Annotated in this window: 28 protein-coding genes and 1 riboswitch; of the genes, 21 read left to right on the top strand and 7 right to left on the bottom strand. The window is 34.6% G+C overall.

Going from position 1 to position 20939, the window contains the following annotated elements; genetic code table 11:
* The first annotated feature begins 18 nt into the window (after nt 1-18).
* Together KFD70_RS08285 and KFD70_RS08290 are read left to right on the top strand one after the other, a co-directional pair.
* Nucleotides 19-585 carry a class I SAM-dependent methyltransferase gene (locus KFD70_RS08285; RefSeq protein ID WP_174100045.1) on the top strand — a complete coding sequence of 189 codons (567 nt, stop codon included), beginning with the start codon at nt 19-21 and terminating at the stop codon, nt 583-585.
* Nucleotides 585-1181: a DedA family protein gene (locus tag KFD70_RS08290; RefSeq protein ID WP_431613114.1), complete on the top strand. Its 597-nt coding sequence runs from the start codon at nt 585-587 to the stop codon at nt 1179-1181. Before KFD70_RS08285 ends, KFD70_RS08290 begins: the two co-directional genes overlap by 1 nt.
* 187 nt (nt 1182-1368) lie before the next feature.
* On the opposite strand, the gene KFD70_RS08295 is transcribed toward KFD70_RS08290, so the two are convergent.
* The 3 genes from KFD70_RS08295 to hpt all read right to left on the bottom strand — a co-directional run bounded on the left by KFD70_RS08295 (nt 1369) and on the right by hpt (nt 3211).
* Entirely contained in the window at nt 1369-1548 is a 180-nt protein-coding gene (locus KFD70_RS08295; protein ID WP_174100049.1) for a cold-shock protein, read from the bottom strand.
* A gap of 149 nt (nt 1549-1697) precedes the next feature.
* Nucleotides 1698-2600: a diacylglycerol/lipid kinase family protein gene (locus KFD70_RS08300; protein ID WP_336450575.1), complete on the bottom strand. Its 903-nt coding sequence runs from the start codon at nt 2598-2600 to the stop codon at nt 1698-1700.
* Between the two features lie 80 nt (nt 2601-2680).
* Nucleotides 2681-3211 (bottom strand): hypoxanthine phosphoribosyltransferase, encoded by a 531-nt coding sequence (hpt, locus tag KFD70_RS08305; RefSeq protein ID WP_174100052.1) that lies wholly within the window; start codon nt 3209-3211, stop codon nt 2681-2683.
* Between the two features lie 182 nt (nt 3212-3393).
* Here hpt and KFD70_RS08310 point away from each other — a divergent pair, with 182 nt between their 5' ends.
* The 6 genes from KFD70_RS08310 to KFD70_RS08335 all read left to right on the top strand — a co-directional run bounded on the left by KFD70_RS08310 (nt 3394) and on the right by KFD70_RS08335 (nt 7993).
* On the top strand, nt 3394-4299 hold the full coding sequence (locus tag KFD70_RS08310; protein ID WP_431613115.1) for an ABC transporter permease subunit: 906 nt from the start codon (nt 3394-3396) through the stop codon (nt 4297-4299).
* A complete protein-coding gene (locus KFD70_RS08315; protein WP_336450573.1) occupies nt 4292-5191 on the top strand; it encodes a peptide ABC transporter permease in 900 nt (299 codons plus the stop codon). Before KFD70_RS08310 ends, KFD70_RS08315 begins: the two co-directional genes overlap by 8 nt.
* A 243-nt stretch (nt 5192-5434) precedes the next feature.
* A complete protein-coding gene (locus KFD70_RS08320; protein WP_241814974.1) occupies nt 5435-5647 on the top strand; it encodes a hypothetical protein in 213 nt (70 codons plus the stop codon).
* 186 nt (nt 5648-5833) lie between these two features.
* Nucleotides 5834-6166 (top strand): hypothetical protein, encoded by a 333-nt coding sequence (locus KFD70_RS08325; RefSeq protein WP_336450572.1) that lies wholly within the window; start codon nt 5834-5836, stop codon nt 6164-6166.
* Nucleotides 6167-6601: 435 nt separating this feature from the next.
* Nucleotides 6602-7204, top strand: a complete 603-nt coding sequence (locus KFD70_RS08330) for a PspC-like choline-binding domain-containing protein (protein ID WP_431613116.1) — start codon at nt 6602-6604, stop codon at nt 7202-7204.
* 168 nt (nt 7205-7372) lie between these two features.
* Nucleotides 7373-7993 carry a class D sortase gene (locus tag KFD70_RS08335; protein WP_336450570.1) on the top strand — a complete coding sequence of 207 codons (621 nt, stop codon included), beginning with the start codon at nt 7373-7375 and terminating at the stop codon, nt 7991-7993.
* A gap of 92 nt (nt 7994-8085) precedes the next feature.
* On the opposite strand, the gene thiT is transcribed toward KFD70_RS08335, so the two are convergent.
* Nucleotides 8086-8751, bottom strand: coding sequence for an energy-coupled thiamine transporter ThiT (gene thiT / locus KFD70_RS08340; protein ID WP_336450569.1), 666 nt, complete (start codon nt 8749-8751; stop codon nt 8086-8088).
* A 95-nt stretch (nt 8752-8846) separates the two neighbouring features.
* Nucleotides 8847-8948, bottom strand: a riboswitch (TPP riboswitch).
* Between the two features lie 199 nt (nt 8949-9147).
* On the opposite strand from thiT, the gene KFD70_RS08345 reads away from it, so the two are divergent.
* From KFD70_RS08345 to KFD70_RS08355, 3 genes are read left to right on the top strand one after another with little or no spacing between them, the layout of a single operon-like run.
* Nucleotides 9148-9375 (top strand): FeoA family protein, encoded by a 228-nt coding sequence (locus tag KFD70_RS08345; protein ID WP_241814981.1) that lies wholly within the window; start codon nt 9148-9150, stop codon nt 9373-9375.
* Entirely contained in the window at nt 9372-11360 is a 1989-nt protein-coding gene (feoB, locus tag KFD70_RS08350; RefSeq protein WP_431613117.1) for a ferrous iron transport protein B, read from the top strand. The genes KFD70_RS08345 and feoB overlap by 4 nt, the downstream gene beginning before the upstream one ends.
* A 16-nt stretch (nt 11361-11376) precedes the next feature.
* A complete protein-coding gene (locus KFD70_RS08355) occupies nt 11377-11544 on the top strand; it encodes a FeoB-associated Cys-rich membrane protein (RefSeq protein ID WP_336450567.1) in 168 nt (55 codons plus the stop codon).
* A 38-nt stretch (nt 11545-11582) separates the two neighbouring features.
* On the opposite strand, the gene KFD70_RS08360 is transcribed toward KFD70_RS08355, so the two are convergent.
* A complete protein-coding gene (locus KFD70_RS08360; protein ID WP_336450566.1) occupies nt 11583-12158 on the bottom strand; it encodes a lipoprotein BA_5634 family protein in 576 nt (191 codons plus the stop codon).
* A gap of 411 nt (nt 12159-12569) precedes the next feature.
* Here KFD70_RS08360 and KFD70_RS08365 point away from each other — a divergent pair, with 411 nt between their 5' ends.
* The 5 genes from KFD70_RS08365 to KFD70_RS08385 all read left to right on the top strand — a co-directional run bounded on the left by KFD70_RS08365 (nt 12570) and on the right by KFD70_RS08385 (nt 15565).
* On the top strand, nt 12570-13235 hold the full coding sequence (locus KFD70_RS08365; RefSeq protein ID WP_336450565.1) for a PspA/IM30 family protein: 666 nt from the start codon (nt 12570-12572) through the stop codon (nt 13233-13235).
* Between the two features lie 263 nt (nt 13236-13498).
* Entirely contained in the window at nt 13499-13903 is a 405-nt protein-coding gene (locus KFD70_RS08370; RefSeq protein WP_336450564.1) for a DUF350 domain-containing protein, read from the top strand.
* Between the two features lie 21 nt (nt 13904-13924).
* Nucleotides 13925-14431 (top strand): DUF4178 domain-containing protein, encoded by a 507-nt coding sequence (locus tag KFD70_RS08375; protein ID WP_336450563.1) that lies wholly within the window; start codon nt 13925-13927, stop codon nt 14429-14431.
* 12 nt (nt 14432-14443) lie between these two features.
* The gene (locus KFD70_RS08380) at nt 14444-15253 is read left to right on the top strand and encodes a DUF4247 domain-containing protein (protein WP_336450562.1); all 810 of its coding nucleotides are present in this window, start codon (nt 14444-14446) and stop codon (nt 15251-15253) included.
* Between the two features lie 78 nt (nt 15254-15331).
* Nucleotides 15332-15565: a hypothetical protein gene (locus KFD70_RS08385; protein WP_336450561.1), complete on the top strand. Its 234-nt coding sequence runs from the start codon at nt 15332-15334 to the stop codon at nt 15563-15565.
* A gap of 50 nt (nt 15566-15615) precedes the next feature.
* Here the strand turns inward: KFD70_RS08385 and KFD70_RS08390 are convergent, their stop codons facing one another.
* The gene (locus KFD70_RS08390) at nt 15616-16770 is read right to left on the bottom strand and encodes an MFS transporter (protein ID WP_336450560.1); all 1155 of its coding nucleotides are present in this window, start codon (nt 16768-16770) and stop codon (nt 15616-15618) included.
* Between the two features lie 99 nt (nt 16771-16869).
* Between KFD70_RS08390 and KFD70_RS08395 the strand changes: the two genes are divergently transcribed.
* The 4 genes from KFD70_RS08395 (at nt 16870) to KFD70_RS08410 (ending at nt 19410) form a co-directional block, all read left to right on the top strand.
* Nucleotides 16870-17733 carry a LysR family transcriptional regulator gene (locus tag KFD70_RS08395; RefSeq protein WP_431613118.1) on the top strand — a complete coding sequence of 288 codons (864 nt, stop codon included), beginning with the start codon at nt 16870-16872 and terminating at the stop codon, nt 17731-17733.
* A 24-nt stretch (nt 17734-17757) separates the two neighbouring features.
* Complete coding sequence (locus KFD70_RS08400; protein WP_336450558.1) at nt 17758-18297, top strand: DUF2199 domain-containing protein; 540 nt, start codon at nt 17758-17760, stop codon at nt 18295-18297.
* 304 nt (nt 18298-18601) lie between these two features.
* Entirely contained in the window at nt 18602-18916 is a 315-nt protein-coding gene (locus KFD70_RS08405; protein ID WP_336450557.1) for a hypothetical protein, read from the top strand.
* Nucleotides 18917-18942: 26 nt separating this feature from the next.
* Nucleotides 18943-19410, top strand: coding sequence for a PIN domain-containing protein (locus KFD70_RS08410; protein ID WP_336450556.1), 468 nt, complete (start codon nt 18943-18945; stop codon nt 19408-19410).
* A 62-nt stretch (nt 19411-19472) separates the two neighbouring features.
* On the opposite strand, the gene KFD70_RS08415 is transcribed toward KFD70_RS08410, so the two are convergent.
* Nucleotides 19473-20501, bottom strand: a complete 1029-nt coding sequence (locus KFD70_RS08415) for a YdcF family protein (protein WP_336450637.1) — start codon at nt 20499-20501, stop codon at nt 19473-19475.
* Nucleotides 20502-20698: 197 nt separating this feature from the next.
* On the opposite strand from KFD70_RS08415, the gene KFD70_RS08420 reads away from it, so the two are divergent.
* A complete protein-coding gene (locus tag KFD70_RS08420) occupies nt 20699-20914 on the top strand; it encodes a spore germination protein (RefSeq protein ID WP_336450555.1) in 216 nt (71 codons plus the stop codon).
* Nucleotides 20915-20939: the final 25 nt, after the last annotated feature.

Below are 20939 nucleotides of genomic sequence, written 5' to 3' on the forward strand. Positions count from 1 at the left end.
GAATGGGAGAGGTTAGAAATGCAACTTATTACATTCTTAACCGAATTTGTGAAGCATCCAAAGAATACTGGGGCAATTGCACCTAGTTCGAATAGATTAGCCAAAAAGATGGTAGGCGCGATTAATTTTGAAGAAGCGAAGTACATTTTAGAATTAGGACCTGGAACAGGTTCATTCACGAAAGAGATTATAAAGAGAAAAAAAGAACATACAATATTTATCTTGATTGAAATTAATGAAGTTTTTTTCAAAAAATTACAGAAGCAGTTTAAGGACGATCCTAATATTTTAGTTATACATGGATCAGCTGAAAATATAAAGAAATACATCGAGGATTTACAAATAGAGAAGGTTGATTACGTATTATCAGGATTACCCTTTACGTCTTTACCAAGAGAAGTATCATCTCGTATTTTATCTAGCGTCATGGAATCATTAAGTGAGGATGGTGAATTCATTACATTTCAATACTCGCTTGCAAAGAAAGCATTTATCCAAACCTTTTTTCAGGAAATTTCATTAAAAAAGGTTTGGTTGAATCTTCCACCAGCGCATGTTCTTAGTTGTAGAAAGGCATGTATGTAATGGAATTACATGAATTGTTATCATATATTGAGCAGTATGGTTATTGGGCTTTATTCTTTTGTCTATGGCTCGGGATTGTAGGCATGCCAGTTCCAGATGAAATGATTGTAATGAGTGGTGGGTTTGTATCATCGGTGGGCATACTAAGTGTAATTCCTGCCTTTTTGTTAACCTATTTAGGTGTAGTGTCAGGTCTTTCATTAGGATATATACTTGGAAAATTATTTGGTTCTAAAGTACTTGATAAATTAATGAAAAAGAAGAAAGTAAAGTACCTTTTAAAATCACAAAAACTGATTCATAAATACGGACATTATGCATTGGCAACAAGTTATTTTATACCTGTCGTTAGACATATCGTTCCTTATTTAGTTGGTATGAATCGTATGTCATTTCAAACATATGCTTTGTATTCATACACGACAGGATTCATATGGACATTGCTTTATTTTATGCTTGGTTCTATGTTTGGTAAACATATCGAGATGATTGTAGAACTTGCGACGAAGTATGGCCTCTATTTTGGTGGCACAATTGTCGTCATAGCAAGTATTTCATATTTATATATGCAAAAGAAAAATCAGGTAATGGGATAGATTACTTGTCCAAATATTCGCAGGCAGTAAGGAAGAAGGCAGCTATTTTAAGTAATAGCTGCCTTCTTCCTTATTTATTTTCGATTCACATTTAGGCAAGGTAGTTATAGTGGAGATAAGGAGAGGGAGGATCTTCTCTTTATTTGATTTCGTAATTGAGGAATGTAGGGGAAATAGAACTTAATCTTTACAATTTTTGTAGTAGTCGTGTTCCGCTCTCCATATCACCTTTACATAAAGGACATTTTGGTTCTTCTTCTAAAGAAAAGTTTTTGCGCATCCATCCACGGCAGCTTTCTGACTGGCATTCCCATACAGCTATTTCTTCTGGATCTTCGACAGGCTTATTATTTCTTTTCCAATACATATCATCACTCCTCTAAAGTGGGGAATTTTTCTAAAAAAATAAAAAGGTTGTTAACGTTTTTTGTTAACAACCTTTTATACTTTTAATTATAATCTTTATTTTATAAAAATGCGAACTTTATAAATTACCAAATTACAACAAGGAATCTATTATACTAGTTCTGGATTATAAATCATTGTAAAATGTCCTGGCAATAATTCAATTTGGCACGGTGTATGAAGAGAGCTTTCTCCGTCTGTATCTACTTCTTTTTGTTCTTTTGTTTCAATAAGGATTGATTTTGCTTTCACATGGAATATATCATTGTTATTTGTATCCTCAAATAGTTTCTTTCCGATATAGTCTCTAAATGCTTGAAAACCTGTTGATTTTACAACAAAGATATCAAGTGCACCATCATCACATTTTACATTAGGAATAAAGGAAGGGATTCCTCCTAGATATTCACCGTTTCCAATCATAACAAGGACAGCTTCATCTTCATATACTTCTTCATCATACGTAATTTTCACAGGGAAGGTTTCTGCATTTTTAATTGTGCGGATTGTACTTAAATAGTAACCAATCTTCCCAAGCTTTGCTTTTTCGTCAGCATCAATGTTATTAGACACTTCGGAAACGAGACCGATCCCCCAAAAGTTTAAGAAATATTGGTTGTTTGCTTGAGCGATATCAATCGGCTTCGTATGACCTTTTACAATTAATTTGGCAGCCTCGGCAATATTTTGCGGAACGCCAAGCGTACGAGAAAAGTCATTGCACGTCCCGCCTGGAATGATTGCAAGTGTTGGGCGGATTTTAAGAGGTGCTAGTCCATTCGTGCATTCAAAGACAGTTCCATCGCCGCCAAAGACGATAATTAAATCAACTTTGTTTGCAAACTCCCTACAATACTTTGTGGCATCGCCTTGCTGTTTTGTATGAAGAATTCGTAAATCAGGAAAAGCTGCAGCAAGCGGTGGAACGATTTTGGATAAGTTTGTCTGTAAATCTCCTTGCCCTGCTTTTGGGTTTACGATGAGAAGAACTTTTTCAAATTTTGTCTGTGTCATTCTAATCCCTCCCTGTGTTTTAGAAGTAGTGAACGATATAAATAAACTTCCATCAGAAAGCGATGGAAGTTTATTTGGTTTTATTTATCTGTTACAACCGAAGCGATGTATGGTAAATTACGATATTTTTCTGCACAGTCGATGCCGTAACCAACGATAAATTCATCTGGAATTTGGAAGCCTACATACTCTGCTGTTAAATCGACTTTACGACGTTCTGGTTTATCAAGTAATGTACAGAACTTTAATGCTTTCGGTTTATGCATGAAGAAGTGGTCTTTTAAGAAGTGAAGTGTTAAGCCTGAATCGATAATGTCTTCTACAACAATGACATTTTTACCTGTAATGTTGACATCGATATCTTTTAATAATTTAACTTTCCCTGTTGTTTCAGTTTGGTTACCGTAACTAGATGCTGAGATAAAATCGATTGTTACTTCATTTTTTATGTGACGAATTAAATCCGCAGCAAAGACGAAAGAACCTTTTAATACAGCAATCACTACGATTTCTTCTCCTTCAAAATCGCGCTCAATTTGTAGTGCAAGTTCTTTTACCTTCGTTTGTAATGCTTCTTCAGAAATTAAAGTGTCTTTTATTTCAATATTCATTGAGATCCTCCTACGTTGTAAAACTTGTGAACATTTCGACTGTAAAGGATTGAGGAGGAAAAGTCAAAAGGATATATATTTGATAAAGGTTTATGTTAGCAAAGTCAGAATAAAATAAAGTGACAATTTGATTTTAGTGTTTCGTGGTAGATTCATGTTCGAGAAATTGAGAGGAGAATGGAATGTTAAAAAAAATATCTTCAATCATTTTTCAATTATTTATTATGATCATGCTATTTGTAGTGATAGTAAGTCTTCCTATGTTATTTATAAAGGGGAAGCAAGTTGGGATACATATAGAGCATTTTTTTACACAATGTATACATGTTATCTCTGCACTCATACATCCAGAAGAGTTAAAGATGAAAATGGCTACACAAGTAGCGACTGTTTCAAACAATGTGCAAATATTTAAGATGCAAGAAAGGGAATTTCCCTTATTTCCACTTATCTTTAAGCCATATGCATATTCGCTCGTGCTTATATTTGGAGCACTCGTAGTTTCGCTCTGTTTGTCTTTTGTATGTAGTATGATTACAGCGATTATACCAAGGCGTGTACAGAGAATGATAGAAGAAGCTGTATGTTTTCTTAAAACAATCCCAGATATCTTTCTGATTTTTTTTCTTCAACTTATAATGGTAACAATATATAGGTATACCGGAGTTTTATTATTACATCCATTCTCTACAATGCAAAATTCATCGATTGTATTACCAATTCTCATTTTAGCTATTATTCCTACCATTTCTTTATTTCAATTCCAAATGCTACTTATAAAGGAAGAGCAGAAAAAAGATTATGTTCTGTTTGTGAAGGCGAAAGGTTTTAGTAGTCTGTATATTTTATGTAAGCATATTGTTAGCAATATCGTGATTTCAGTTGTGAATCATATGGAATCAATATTATTAGCTTTGATAACGAGTTTATTTGTTTTTGAGTACATGTTTCATATTAGAGGTTTGTTTTCAATTTTGATTAGCGGTCAAGATCCAGCAGTTATCGTTTATTTGCTGATATTGTGTATCGTACCTATGTACGGAGTGATATTGTTATTGAATTGGTTAAGGAGGAAGCTGTATGCGTAAACAGCGTTATATATACTTCTTATTTCCTATTATTCTATTATTAATTATTAGTTTTGCACTTCCATATTTTCAGAAGGAACCTAAGGTAGTGGAATATCGATACAATGAAAAAGGAGAAATTGTTGAAGCGGCCCCTTTTTCCATGTCCTCTGAACATTGGTTTGGAACGGATCGAGAAGGAGAAGATTTGTTTTATAAAGTAATAGAAGGAGCTAAGTATACAATTTTAATATCATTTTTTGTGGCGGTTGCTAGAGTAACCATTTCTTTATTGATGAGCTTGTTGGTTCGTAATGATAAGTGGGGATTTTCTTTTTTACAACGTGTTACTGTTAGCTTGCAATTTTTCCCCCAAACATTATTTTGTATTTTATTTCTAACCCCATTTATCATGTATGAACTACGAACGAAACCTATTGTCACAAATATAGAATTATTATGTATACAATTGATTGTATTTGTGTTTGTGGCAGTTCCAGGAATGACACGATTTTTTCAAAAAGAGGTTCAGCACATTTGGAGACAAGAGTATGTGATAAGTTCCCTTGTATTAGGAGGTAGTAGATGGCATATATTTCGGACTCATATTATGAAAGTATTGCAACCACAAATTATATTTCAAATTGGAGAACAGATGGTGCAAGTATTACTAATCATGTTACATCTTGCCATTTTTAAATTATTTTTAGGGGGAACAAAAATTGTTTCTGGGCAAGCTCATGATCAATTTCATATATATTTTCCATACTTAAATGACTGGGCAAATTTAATTAGCTATTACTATGGCGAATTAATGCTAGAGCCAAGAGTGATTATAATTCCAGTTCTGTTCTATATGCTTCTTTTATTTTGTATGACGAAAGTAGTAAACGGATATAGACATAATATATAAATGCAAATTTGAAAAACGAAATGAAATCATTCTTTTTAGGAGGGAGAGAGCATCCGACCATACATAGAGGTGGTCAAACTTTCTTCCTGCTTTATGCCAAGTGAAAACAAAAGGAGAGAACGAGTGCAGGTCATTTTTTTATTTTTAAAAACGGAAGTCTTTTTACAAAAATATCCACAAAAAGGTCTGATGATATGATATAATAACTATATTAAGAAAACGCTTCCATAAAGGGTGATAATCATGAAAAAGAAACAGTACTCAAGTATTACATTTATAAAAGCATTGCTTCTAACAATCGTTCTTGGTATGTTGGCTTATATAATTGATGTTCCTGCTATTCGAGTTTCACTGATTGGAATGACTTTAGTTCTTGGTGCGATTTCTCATGGAATGCTGCTCCAACTGTATGAAGCTGGATTAGATGATATGAAAGAATATATAGATAAAAAATGATTTCAAAACCTTCATTCATTTAAATGGAGGTTTTTTTATTCCTTACAAAAATGTAAGGTAATTTGTAAGACAAATCGATAGTGGAGTAGTGATATTTTGGATAAACTTATAGGTGTAAGGTAAAAGGCAAGCACATTTTAGGTAAAATACGCTTTAGGCATTATATGTGAAAAGGAGTAGGAGGGAATGGAGAAACGTTGGATGACCATTGCTTTATTATCGGCTAGTAACACTATGATACTAGATGAAGAGATGAGCCTTTCGCACTTATTTGATCGAAAAGAAGATCATTCTTCTTCACAATTTACAATGAAATGGTGTAAATGGAGCGAAAGTTGTAATTTTGAAGAAGAGACCCCTAATAAAGAGCAAAGAATCATCTTTACAAATCCTATTAAAGCATGGTCCTTTCAACATAGTAAGTGTAACGTCACTAATCACTTAAAGAAAACTGAGCCGAGACAATTAGTTATTACTCCAGATCCTTTTACTCTACATTCACGTGAAAGTAACAATTAAATACTGAGACACAGAAAAAGCATTGTAGAGGGAATCTACAATGCTTTTTTAGTGAAGATAAACATCTATATAAATACGGATTGAAAAACCGAAATAAAACCATTCCTTTTAGGGGGGAGAGAGAATCCGCTCATAGGTAGAAGCGATCGGTTCCTTTTTTTAGCCCCATGCCATGTGAAAACAGAAGGAGAAAAGGAGTGAAGACCTTCTTTTATTTTCATAACCGTAACTTATATGTCGAAAAATCAAAACGGATATATATATTATTTTAAGAATATAATAGGAAAATAGTAACGATAAAATATCTAAAGTAACAAAAAAGATAAAATTATTACATTTATATTACAAAAATGTTGTTTGTTTTTATAATTCGTAATATAATTTGGTTATAGAGGTAGAAACCAAAATAAATTATTATTTGGGAGACTGGGAAAAATGAAAAAAATTATTTTGCTAGTTTTAATGTCTGTAATGTTTTTAGTACCTGCCGTTTCTTATGGAGAAACAAGTGAAAATGTGAATCAGGCTATCCCGAAAGAAGAACAAGCTATACAAAAAATGGGATGGGTAAAAACTGGAGATGCATGGTATTACTTTGATAAAGATGGAAAAGCTCATGAAGGCTGGTTAAGTTATAACGGAAAATGGTATTACTGTATAGATGGAATGATGGTGCAAAACGATTATGTTAGAGTAAATGGAAGAGATTATTACTTAGGTCAAGATGGTATTATGCAAACTGGTTGGATACAGGATGAAGATCGCTGGTTATATGCAAACCAAGATGGAGCATTTAAAACTGGTTGGTTAAAAGAAGGAAATAAGTGGTATTACATCCATCGTGGATTAATGAGAACTGGATGGGTAAGAACTGATACAGGTTGGTATTATATGAATTCGAATGGCACGATGAAAACAGGGTGGCTACAAGAGAGTGGAAAATGGTATTATTTAAAATCTGATGGTGCAATGGCAACAGGCAAACACTTGATTAATGGTACTTGGTATGTATTTAAAGATAATGGCGTTATGCTTTAAATATTTTGAATAAGAGGCTGCCGAAAGTAGTTGAATAGCTACTTTTGGCAGCTTTTTTGCTTTGTAAATTATCTTTGCATCTCGGATATATCTTATAAATACATGAGAAGTGGTGTTAAAAAGGGTATATAAGGAGAGAAATAATAATGAGGAATGGAGGGATTAAAGGTGACATTTCTAAATCGTATTGGAGTTGCCTTCATGATAATTGGTATTCTTGTTGGTGCTTATTACTCTTTTGAATGGTACAAAGGAAAAAGTTCGGCGCAAGATTTAACGATAGAAGAGGTCAAGCAGTTTGAAAGGATAACATCAAAAGACACTGCTACTGAAACAAATGCAAATTCTCAAGTACCCTCTTCTCAAATCCAACACAAAGAAGGAGAGAAAGTAGCTATATTAAGTATACCGAAAATCAAAAAGAAATTTTCGGTATACTGGGGGACGAATAATACTACATTGAAAAAAGGTGTAGGTATGTTTGTTAGTGATATGACAACAGTACCACCCCAAGGAGGACATACTGTATTAAGTGGACATCGTGATACTGTATTTACAGAATTAGGAGAGCTGAAAGAAAAAAATCATCTTATCGTGGAATATGATAATAAAATTTACTCGTATGAAATTCAAAAAATATGGATTACAGATGCTGATGATCGCACAGTTATTGTAAAGAAAGAAGCACCAACATTAACATTGACGACTTGTTATCCATTTGATTACATAGGCGATGCCCCGGATCGATATATTATTGAGGCAAAATTAATTGCTACTGATTCAAAATGAGATTACAGTATTTTTGTCTTTAGCTATTTAGAATGAGAGAATGTGAAATAGAGCATTGATATAACTCACTAAATTAAAAAGAAGAGCGCCATTTAAGCACTCTTCTTTTTTGTGTTTATATTATATACACCTGCACTTTTGAATAAGCGTGGCGCTGTTGTAAATAGAAGGAGTAATAATACTGTACATAAAGCGAAAGAAGCAAGCATCGTACTACCGTTAACAATCAATGAATAAAGAACAGCTGACTGTCCTGGCGGTGCGTATTTTCCAAAGAAGATAACACCGGCAATAAAGTGACAGAAATAACGTGCAAAGCTACCAACAAATGTAGCAAGGATAATATAAGCGACCACTTTTTTCCCCTGATTGTTTTTTGGTGAAGATTTATCTTTGCGACTACCTAGACTAGATGGTTCATTACTAGGACTGGATGTTCCAAGTGCTTTTTGAATGGGACGATAGAATAAACCGGCAAAGCCGACAAAAGCAAAGGCAACGAAGTACTCAATGAATGCTTGCACTGGCGTTAAAATATAAGCATCTCCGACTACAATTTGCAGCAGTCCCCAAATCAAGCCTCCTAAGAAAGCCGTTTTGAATCCCCAGCGGTAAGCGATAATAAAAATAGGAATCATAGCAAATGAAACAGAACCGCCTGTTGGAAGTTTAATTGATAGTGGTAAAATGTCGATGATCAAGGCAAAGGCTGCCAGGATTGCAGATTCAATCATCGCTTGTAAATTGGTGTTACGCATATTGTCATTCCCCCTAAATCCAAGTTGCACAAAAAAAGAATAATGTATCATAGGGAGATATGAAATACGTAAATAAAAAATGATGGGGTAGATGTATTTCGACGTTTGCACAATTCCTACGTTAGCATTAACTAACAGGTTCTAAGGGTCGGAATATTATATTCCCTCTCAGCAACGAGGCTCCCCCTGTGATAACGAGATTCTTTGATTGTTAGATTCATTGTAATTGAAATGGATGAGAATGGCAAATGGGTATTTATATAACGGAAAAAGTATGAAAATAGAATTGTTCAAAAATGTTAACAAATAGGTAGGGGAATGCTATAGTGAGTGATTCATGCAATATGATATAATTTATCTGAAAATAATTATCATTCTCTTTTGAGGAGGGGGATTATGAGTCTAGTTGACATCAAAATAGGTGAAAAGGCACTAGTGAAAAATATACAGGCGTTAGATAAGTTGTTAAAGCGGAGATTAGCTGCTTTTGGTCTTTCTGAAGGAAGTGAACTTCGTGTAAAACAAAAAGCGATGTTCAAGGGACCATGTACACTAGAATGCCGTGGGCAATTAATTAGTATTCGTCATTGTGACGCGAAAATGATAAAGGTGGAATTAGCGTGAATAAGGTTGCATTGCTAGGGAATCCGAACACAGGAAAAACATCATTATTTAATGCGTTAACTGGTTCCTATGAATACGTGGGAAACTGGAGCGGGGTAACGGTAGAAAAAAAGATTGGTAAGTTAAAGAATAAGCAAGGGACATTAATTGATTTACCAGGTGTATATGATTTAAATCCTGTCTCGCGTGATGAAGGTGTCGTTACAAACTTTCTATTAAAAGAAGAATTTCAACATATGCTGAATATTGTTGACTCTTCTCAATTTGAGCGCAATATGCATTTAACATTGCAACTGCTGGAATTTGGTAAGCCAGTTTCAATTGGGTTAAATATGATCGATGTTGCAAAGCAGCGCGGGATTGTTATTGATGTAAAAAGATTATCAGAAATATTAGGAGTAACGGTCGTTCCTGTTGTTGCGAGAAGCGGGAAAGGCTGTGAAGAGTTACTTGCTACTTTGCATGAGAGTGATAAAAAAGAGAAAAAGCCGTTCGTTCTTTCATATGGTGAAAAAATAGATGTAGGAATTGCAGAGATTATGGGATTTTTAACTAAGGAAAATTATGAATACCCAAGATGGCTTGCAATTCAATTTTTAAGCAATAATGAAGTAGTGGAACAAGAAGTGAGTAGATTACCGATTTATAAGGAACTTGTGGCAATTCGCTCTAATCTGGAAGAAGAACTTGATGGTACATTAGAGCAGCATATTTATAATACACGTGCAGCGTATATTGAAAAGTTCAAAACAAATGTCATTCAGCATGAAAAAGAAGGAAAGGTTCCTTTTTCGGAAAGAGTTGACCAGTTAATTACACATAAAGTTTTGGGACTTCCAATCTTTTTAGCAGTTATGTTTTTTATTTTTCAGGTTACGTTTACGTGGATTGGGACGCCTTTGTCGGATATGCTTGATGAATTTTTCGGTGGGCAACTCACCGATTGGGTAACAGCGGGCTTAACAACTATTGGTGCCTCTGATTTTATTCAAGCGCTTGTTACAGAGGGGATTATTGCTGGTGTTGGTGCTGTATTAGTATTCGTCCCACAAATTTTTGCACTCTTTTTCTTTATTTCATTACTAGAAGACTCAGGATATATGGCACGAATTGCAGTTGTTATGGACCGGATTATGGAATTCTTCGGTTTAAATGGGAAGGCGTTTATTCCAATGATTATCGGTTTTGGTTGTAACGTACCAGGCATTATGGCAGCAAGAACAATTGAACAAGAGAAAGAGAGGCTGCTTACTGTTTTAGTAACACCATTTATGTCTTGTTCAGCACGGTTACCTGTGTATGCATTATTTGCGGGAGTCTTTTTTCCGAATAGCCAAGCGACTGTCGTGTTCTCTTTATACATTGCAGGGATTGTACTTGCGCTATTAGTTACAAAGGTAATGTCTATGACTGTTTTAAAAGAAGAAAAGTCTATTTTTGTGATTGAGCTTCCGCCTTATCGTATGCCACAAGCAAAAACATTGTGGCTGAGCACATGGGAAAAAGGAAAAGGTTTCGTACGTAAAGCTGGTACATTTATTTTTGGTGGGTCTGTTGTCATTTGGTTACTCAACTATGCTGGTCCATCTGGATTTGGTGTAGATATGGGAGATAGTTTCTTAGCGATGATTGGTGGGTTCGTGGCACCAATTTTAGCACCGCTCGGTTTTGGAACATGGCAAGCGGCAGCATCGCTTTTAACAGGATTTTTAGCAAAAGAAGTTGTTGTTTCAACAATGGCGATTATTTATGCAGTGAAAGAAGATGTGCTTGGAAATGTAATGGGGGCGCACTATACTGCATTATCAGCCTATGCGTTCATGTTTTTCATTTTGTTATACGTTCCATGTTTAGCAACAGTAGCTGTGATTCGTCGTGAAACAGGGTCTATAAAATGGACGATTTTCTCTGTTGTTTATCCACTTATCATTGCTTATGCATTAACGCTCGTTATATACCAAGTCGGATCCATGCTTGGATTCTAGAAGGGGATGTATCATAATGATAGTCAATATTGTAATTGGAGCTGTCATTTTTGGTTATGCAGGATATACATTATTCAATTTTGTAAAGAGAAGTAAAAAAGGGAAATGTGCAGCGTGTTCCTTGAATAAATCATGTCAGTCAAAGAGTTGTAGTCCCGATATGGAGCAGGTCGTGAATAAATAGAAAAAAGCTTTGCGAATTTCGCAAAGCTTTTTTATGACCTACTTTTTAATTTTTACAAGTTGTGAAGCCTCTACTCCGTTTGCTCCAGGTAATTCTTTACTAGGGTCTTTATCAAATTTTAGTACACCTACAGTCTTCTCTTCGCCCTTCACATTACCATATGCAGCATCATCAACAATTGCAAACATATCTGCATAAGAACGACCATCACCGATGATTGTGTTACTCTCATATTTTAATTTCGCTCCATCAATTGTCGCATTCTCTACTTTTTCTTTCGCAAATAATACACCTTGATCCGCTGTTACTGCTGGTAGTTTATCGATTGCTTTTGTGTCATCTTTTTCTACTTTCTTAAGTAGTTCTTTTTTCACTAGTTCTTCACCAGTCTTTTTGTCCATTACAAGTACTTTCTTATCTTCTAATATTGCAAGTTTCATTTTATATACATCTTTTTCTTTTACATCTTTTTTATTCTTATCTGCTATTTGCTCGACTTGTTGATCCGTTCCGTATAATACTAAGCCATTTGCTTTTTCACCTAATAAAGAACAACCTGATAACGCTCCTAATGAAATTGCTGCTGCTAACCCGATTCCTACTAATTTTTTCATTTTCTTGTCTCCTTTTTCTATACGTTATAGTAAATACAAATGTATTGTTTTTTAAATTTAGAGAAGCAAAATTGTTTTTTTGTTTCATCTCGCTTCTGATTTCATTTTATAAGAATAACGTTTTTCTAACTATCGAGTTAGCTTACAGTAACATTACAATTATGTAATGTATTGAAAAGAGCTGAAAATATCATGGAAAGGAGAGAATATATAGATGAAAGTTATGGTGTTGGGTACATATTGCAATAACAATGTCAGATTATAGGGTGTATATTTAGTAAATAACATGTAAGGACATCTTAGTTTTGATATAATGTACACGTAGGCTTTGGAAATGAATATTCTTACTGTAAAGGAAAGTTTTTACGGAAGTAAATTTGAAATATAAGGTAATCCATAGGAGGAATATGAATGTCTGTATTTAAACGATTAAGAGATTTAACGATGTCAAATGTGTATGCACTAATTGAAAAAGCTGAAGATCCAGTGAAGATGACAGATCAATATTTACGCGATATGCAGCAAGATGTACAAGAAGCTGAGAAGAGTGTAGCAGCTCAAATCGCGCTTGAGAAAAAGTTTAAATTATTATTTGAAGAGCAAGAAGCACTTGTAAAGAAACGTGAAGAACAAGCACATATGGCTGTTCAAGCGAATAATATTGATCTTGCGCGCCGTGCTTTAGAGGAAAAGCAAAATGCAGAGCAAAAGATGAATGAATATAAAGCGAGCTATGAGCAAAATAAAGCAGCTGCTGATAACCTTCGTGCGAAGTTAGAAGAAATGCGTAAGCAATTAACCGAGCTGAAAAATAAACGTGAAACACTTGTAGCGCGTGTGAATGCTGCGAAGGCGCAAAAGAGCATTAATCAAGCAATGTCTGGATTCGATGCCAATACTGCAAAAGCAGGCCTAAGCCGTATGGAAGAAAAAGCTCTTCAATTAGAAGCTGAAGCAGAGGCAAGCGGCGAAATTTACAAAAAAGAAAAGTCGTTAGATGAGGAATTTGCAGCTTTAAATAAAAATTCAGCTGTGGATGATGAATTAGCACGTATTATGAAGCAGTATGAGAAATAATAATATATAAATGAAGGACTAAAAACCTTTCTTTTTTGGGTGGAAGAGAGTGTCCGGCCGTGTGTAGGAGCGGTCAGTGCTCTTTTGGATCCCATGCCGTGTGAGAACAGAAATAGGGAATGAGAGGAAACCTGTTTTTATTTTCAAAGCTGTAGTTTAGATGCGGGAAATCAAAATAGATATATAGTAGATAAAGAAACCGGCATGTCATGGAAAGCAATCATGTCGGTTTTCTTATTATTTTTCTAGGAGGAGGTTTTTGTATGACATGGATGAATGTGTTAGCCATGCTCGTATGGACAGGAGCAAGTGCTGTTCTTTTATTTGCACTTATGTGGGTTGATTCTATTTTTACGAAATATAACGATTTGACAGAGATTAAAAAAGGTAATATGGCGGTTACAACACGTTTTATTATGAAGCTTTTTGCACAAGGATATATTTTGTCACAATCAATTACGAAAGCAAATGATTTATGGCAGGCGCTCCTTGCGTCAGCGGTTTCATTCGTTATTTTATTAGTTGTAGAGATGTTTATTGAACTGATTTTGAAAAAAGTAGCAGGTTTAGATTTAGAAGAGGGAACGAAGCAAGGTCATGTCGCACATGCTTTATTAGCTGGTTCGTTACATATTGTTGGAGCCCTCATTTTAGCAGCTTGTCTATAACGAGAAAAGGAGGGATACATCATGAGTTTATTTAAACGTATTAAAAATATAATAAAAAGTCCAGAGCCTGTGAAACCAGAGAAATCGTTACTCACGTTAGCCCCTGGCGATATGATTGAAGTTTCATTAGTGATGTATGAATTGATCGGAAAAACAAGCATGCATTCTCGGAATGAAATTGTCTTAACATTACAGGACGGGAAAACAATTCGCTATTTAAAAATTGAAAATCGTGAAAGTACGTATTATAAGTTGTATACACCAATTGATGGCCGGTTAGATTCGATAGATGAGATTCCAACGACAATTGAAATGGATGATATCGAGTATCATATGGAAGAACAATATAGCGGACGTGTTGTTGTGATGGGAAAAACACCGTTTGCTGTCTCTGATGAACAATATGTGTGGGAGTTTCAATCTGATAACCGGCAGCTACTTCGCATTGAGTGGCAAGACGGACGTACAATGATGTATGAGGGAGAATCGATTCTTCCTGCTGATGTACAAATTATAAGGGCAACGTAAGGGGGCGTAATCATGTCAAACCGATTGTTTACCATGATTAAATCATTCGTAATCCCTATACTTGCCATCGTTACATTACTTGTAATTGCTGGATATGCTTTATCAGGGTGTCAAAGTGAAAAATCGATTCAAGATCGTTATCCACTAGAATCCGTCGCAAAAGATGGTAAGCAAGAATCTTATGTGTATAGGGCTGCTAATCGGTCAGTTCCAGAAGTTGCAAAAGAACTGATTGATGAGAAAAAGCCGAAGCAAGTATCTAAAGAAGATGAAAATCAGATGTTCCTTGTCTATTCTGATAAGTTATATAATCTTCAGAAGGATAAAGAAAAACCGTCTGATACATTAATTGAAATTAGTAATAAAGAATACGTTCGTCAAAATTATCACCCGTCCTTTTTACAAGGATATATTATGGCGAGTATATTAAATGATATATTTGATTCACGTAAATCGTATCATGGTGATTACCGAGGATATACAGATCGGAAAGATCATAAACCGGTTATTCCAGACAGGCCGCCTACAAAAGAAGAGAAACAAACACCACCGCCTATTACAAAACAAGGTAAGGGTTCTATTATTAAAAGAAGTGATAAGATTGAGCCGAAACCATCTGTAGGAGACCAAGGAAGCATTGTCGAAAAAGGAACAAAGACGGTTCCACCATCTACAGAGAAAAAAGGGAAAATCACAAAATCACCTGGTGGTTCTAGCGGATCTGATGTTAAACCAAAATCATCCATTAAAAGCCCGCCAAGGAATACGTCTCCCCCAAAAACAAGGGTTGGTGGTTCAGGGAAAATTACGAAGAGAAGATAGAGAAAAGCCCAAGGAGCAGAGTAGATGCTTCTTGGGCTTTTTTTATGCTACTATAAAGTTATAGAGGAGGGATGATTCATGACTACTTATAAAAGATTTAGTTTCGTGTTATTCCTCGTATTGTTCATGAGTCTGTTTACAAGTACAACAGTAGCTTCAAATGTTGGAACCGGATTTTTAGTGTTAGTAATTATGTATATACCGCTATATCTTCTTTTCTTATATGTTCCTTTTCAATTTCGAGAACAAGTACCTATGTTTCATAAGTATGTGGAGTGGGTGAAGTGTGGTGGGAAATGGGGAAGGGCGTAAGAAAAAGTCCTTATCTTAGAAGATAGGGACTTTTATTTTTGAATCATAATTTAGTGAAGTTCACGTGCTTTTACAATTTCCTTACCTATAAAAAAAATTTGGCCTCCTATAGCAAAAAGCAATACACCAGCTATTATATAGGGTAAAGTAATAGGAGCTATTCCTTTTTCTAAAAACATTCCGTTTGTCACCGTCCCGATAGAACCAGAAAAATAATTAATAGAGCTAAGCAAAGCGATTGAAATGGTAGCGTGATCTGGGCTAATTTCTAAGAGTGTCTTTTGCTGAGTAGCGAGTGCCGCCCACCCCGTACTTCCCCAAAGAATGAAGCAGATAGCTAACAATAATGCAGTTTCATGGAAAATCCCCATACATATAAACGAGAAAAACATGATTCCCATTAAGTACAGTAATATGATTTTTGGCTTCTTATAGAAATCCATTATAAACCCAATTATAAAACTTCCGGCAATACCACCAATTCCCCACATCCAAATAAACATGATAGATTTTTGAAAGCCATATGCAGTAATGATAGTATCTAAGTATGTGTATAAACCTAAACTGCAAAAGCTTAATACCATTGTGATAAGCATGACGAGTGAAATCTTTTTATTTTTAAACATATTTAGCCGCTCTTTTAGCGTTGGTAAAGGTTTAGATTCTATCATAGGAAATTTAGCAAAGAGAGCAAATATCCCGATTGTCCCAATCACAACAATAAACCACATCGCTATACGCCATTCATAAATGGAAGCGATATATATGCCAAATGGAACGCCAATTACGGTGCCAGCACTCATTCCAAGTAAAACAGTACTTAAAGCTCTACCCCTTCTTTTTTCAGAAACTAATGTAACAGCAGCTGACGACGCTAATGGTGAGTAGAGGCCAGCACCTATGCCAGCTAGGCCTCTAGAAATTAAGAGAATCATAAAATGATGAGTTACAGCGGTCAGAAAGTTAGAAAATGTGAAAAGGAATAATGCTGCTAATAATGTATGTTTTGTGTTTGTCTTTTTCATACATGCAGCAAATAAAGGTGCCGCAATCGCATAACAAATTGTAAAGATGCTTACTGTTTGTCCAGCAGTCCCAATTGAAACATGAAAGTCATCGGCGATTTGAGGCAAGATTCCTGCCATTATATAAGCATCTACTCCTAGTGCAAACATCCCAAATGTTAATAAAAAAATTTTATTCAATGTGAGTCCCCCTTTTGATGATTTGTTCTAATCTCATCGTAACGAGTATAATGAAATTAGTGAAATTCATATTTTACATGAAAGGTATGAGTAAGATTCATGACGATAGCTAGATATGAAGTGTTTCAAAAGGTAGTAGAGTTAGGTAATTTTACTAGAGCAGCAGAACAATTGAATATGACGCAATCAGCTGTGAGTCATGCGATTGCTAGTTTAGAAAAAGAATTAGGATATCCTTTGTTGCACCGGAATAAGCAATCTGAGATTAGAATGACTGAGTTTGCAAATCGTATTTTTCCTCATATTCAAAATGTATTGAAGAACGAAGCGGCTATTAAACAAGAAGTATCTATGCAAAATAACCGGTTGGAAGGCACATTGAAAATCGGAGCATTTACAAGTGCAGCAGCTCAAATATTACCTGCCATGTTATTGCATCTTAAACAGAGTTACTCAGGTGTGAAAGTTTTATTATTCGAAGGGACATACGAAGAAGTAGCGGAATGGATTGATAATGGTACAGTTGATATAGGGTTTATATTAGAAACGAATACAAAGAAACAAATAAAATCAATCCTGGTTAGCAAAGATGAAATCGTATTAGGGTTACCGAAAAATCATTCATTGATGAATCAAAAAGTAGCGGATGTTCAGCAAATTGATGGAATGGATTTTATTATGCCAAAAGGTCCGTATCAGTCATTAGTGATAAAAAATTTAGCTGATTATCAAGTACGTCCAAATATTATATTAGAAGTACTAAATTGCGAAACGATTGTGAACATGGTCTCGCAAAATATTGGAATTACAATGGGGCCTGAGCTATTTTTTAAATCACATAAAAATATTGACATGAAAAAATTAAAGCAGAAACAATATCGTCATATTCATTTAGCATTTAAAGAAAGATCACCTATCATTGATGCTTTTCTTGTATGTAATCAATTATCGATTTCTTCGTAGGAGTACATAAGGAGATGAACAAGAATGCGCAGAAGAACATATGGGAGAAAGAATGAAAAAGAAATGCCTCAGCAAAAATTCACATGTAATCATTTGCAATCAGAATTACCAATGTGCTATGGAAGTGATACACCTTTTTACTATGACGTTACTCCTGAGGAAGAAAGAAAAAAGCGTTTTGAATTAAATGATGATCTTTGTATTATGGATGGAGAACATTATTTCATTCGAGGGTGCATTGAAATACCGGTGTTAGATGATAATGAAGTATTCATGTGGGATGTTTGGGTTTCTTTAAGTGAAGCGAATTTTGATAGAACAATGGAGTTATGGGAAACGGAAGGAAGAGAGGGAGAAGAGCCTTATTTTGGTTGGCTTTCTACGTCACTTCCAGGTTATCCAGAAACATTAAACTTGAAGACGAACGTTCATACAAGAGCCGTTGGAGTTAGGCCTTTAATTGAATTAGAACCAACGAACCATCCTTTAGCAGTTGAACAAAGAGAAGGGATTACGTTAGAGAGAGTTAAGGAAATAAAAGAAATTGTGCTTAAGCATAGTTAGAAAGAAAAGTATCCTTACGAAAGGAAAGCTTTTCTAGGCTGTGGAGAAAGTCTTCTCCACAGCTTGTTTTGCGTCTGAAGCTCTTCTATCAACATGGATAAAAATAAGAGAATGAAAATTCACTTTCTAAAGTAAGAAAAAGGGGAATATGAAATAGGGAGAGAATTAATTTCACAATATATTTGATTAACCACGAGTGAATTGGGGGAAAATTCTAAAAAAGCCTTTAAACGGTGGTGTGTAAATCATGTATAATAATCCTAAGTATAATAAAGATTTTCTAAACGGGGAGGAGAAAAATCTGATGACTCCTACAACAATTGAAAAATTACAGGAAACTCAGCTCAATTCTAATGCTGTTTCAGTTAAGGATTTGGTTGATTTGTTAAGTGTTAATTCTTGCATTCCTATTATTAAATGGATTAAAGAGGGAAAAATCCAAACTACAGAAAAATTAAATGGAACTACTGCAATTTTAGAAGAGCCTATTGTCCTAATAGAGTCTGTTAAAAACTTTATAGAACAAGAAGATGTTTCATTTGTAAGTGCAAGAAAAAGAAGAATGGAATTAGAGACAACTGCTTGGTTAAACATTGAAGAAGATGAGATTGAAGGATAATTTCGTATAGAAAAGGGAATCAGGGGATGAAACAAATAATTTCAGCGTTATTTGATACAAATGTCCTATTCGGACATGAATGTCGTAAATTTATCTATGATGCAGCTTATGAAGAGTTATGTGAATGTTATTGGTCACCCCATATTATTGGTGAGTTGTATAGAACGGTGACAATGACAAAGCTGAAGAAATTAGGGTTCGAACATGCTAAAAAACTCTCAGAGAGTAGTAAGAAAATGATGGATATTATGGAACCCTGTTTTTATTGTATAAGTTCATATTCAAATATCGATTTAGAGTTAAGACGTTTTCTCAAGGATAAAGATGATTTTCACCTTTATCAGGCTGCTATTTTTAAGAAAGTTGATTATATGGTAACGAATAATAGCGATGATTTAGAAACTGTTAAGTTTCAGCTAGAAGCAGAAGGTATAAGAATTATAAGTTTTAAGGAATTTGAAGATATCATGAATATTAGAGCGCAAGAAATATAAAAAACATCTAATTTGTAATTAGATGTTTTTTTTGCTGTACAAAAGGATTTGCTTACTTTGAATTAACTAACTAAAAAGCTAATGACAGATAAGAAGACACAGAACCCTAAAATAACGCCTACCACTTTCATATGAAACTTTCGGCTCATTACAACAATTGCAATATATTCCCGAATCATCGCATTTGGCCAGTAATAGAAAGCGGTTTTTGAACCGATTCCTTGGCTGTTGAGCCCAGCTTGTCTTGCGTATAATCCAGCACGGAATAGATGGAAATTATTCGTTGTAAAGATACTTCGGTACTTGTCTTTTAGCGAATCCATAATTTGTTTTGAGAAGAGCATATTTTGATACGTATTGACAGAACGATTTTCTTGCACTGTATGTTCGATAGGAATGCCCTTTTCAACAGCATAATTTTGCATCGCTTCAGCCTCGGGAAGATTTTCATCGGGCCCTTGTCCACCAGAGAAAATGATTGTAGGCGGAGTCGTGACAGCAGCTTGTTTATGGTAAAATTCGATTGCTTTATTAATTCGACTTGCTAAAAGCGGTGGTACTTTATCATTAATTAATCCACTGCCAAGAACGATAATGAAATCTTGATTGCGTCGTGGTCTGTTAAATTGATATAAAAAATAAGCTGTTAAGAAAGTTGATATATGGAAAAAGAAATATACCATGATTAAAGATACTCCTGCAAAAATCGGCTGGAAATGAGGAGAGAAAAATCGAGTTGGATCAACTACTAAGGATATCATAGCAAGTAACATACCCATTCCAGCAATTAGGGTTAAGCAGTTCGATAAACGACGTCCTTCTTTTCTCATTAAGATTCTTGCGTTAAGAAATAGTCCAATCATTAATGCGAATACACCAAAAGTTAGCATTAAGAAGATGATAATAAACGGTATAATTGCAATAATTCTTAATATCTCAGAATTTGAGCTGAAACCTAAATAAAGGAAAAGAATAAGCGATGAGCAAAAAAACAGGTTAAATAAAAATCCGATTATTAAACTTCTAGGATCCCTAAAATAAAAGAATAGAAAAATAAGGAATAAAATAAGCGTAATACTTCCAAAAAACATCAATTTTGTAAACACCTCAATTTTTTTATGAATAATTGCCTCATTTATTATATATTACATTTTGTAAATAACGTAATTGAAAAAAAATTCATGATAAACATTGTTGGAGAATGTATTTTTCTTTTTTGCTGCAAACATGCTATTTTTCTAGGCTCTCTTCATAAAATGAAAATAACATAAGGAAAGTGAGTGATACGATGCCAGCTGTTATTGATGGTGTAATCATACAAAATTGCAATGGAACAATTAATCTAGGGGATAAATACAATGTGCGCCCGATATTTGAAGAAAAATCATATAATGGTTCTGGATCGTCTAATTCAGGTTTTTCTGTGAGAGCCTTTAATGGAATTAGTGCTACAGATGTGTATGATAAAGATGTGAATGACCAAGGAATACAGTTTACACTATGAGCTTGAAGTGAAAAAAGACACTCGT

It is taken from the genome of Bacillus pfraonensis, assembly GCF_050768835.1.
Taxonomy (GTDB): domain Bacteria; phylum Bacillota; class Bacilli; order Bacillales; family Bacillaceae_G; genus Bacillus_A; species Bacillus_A pfraonensis.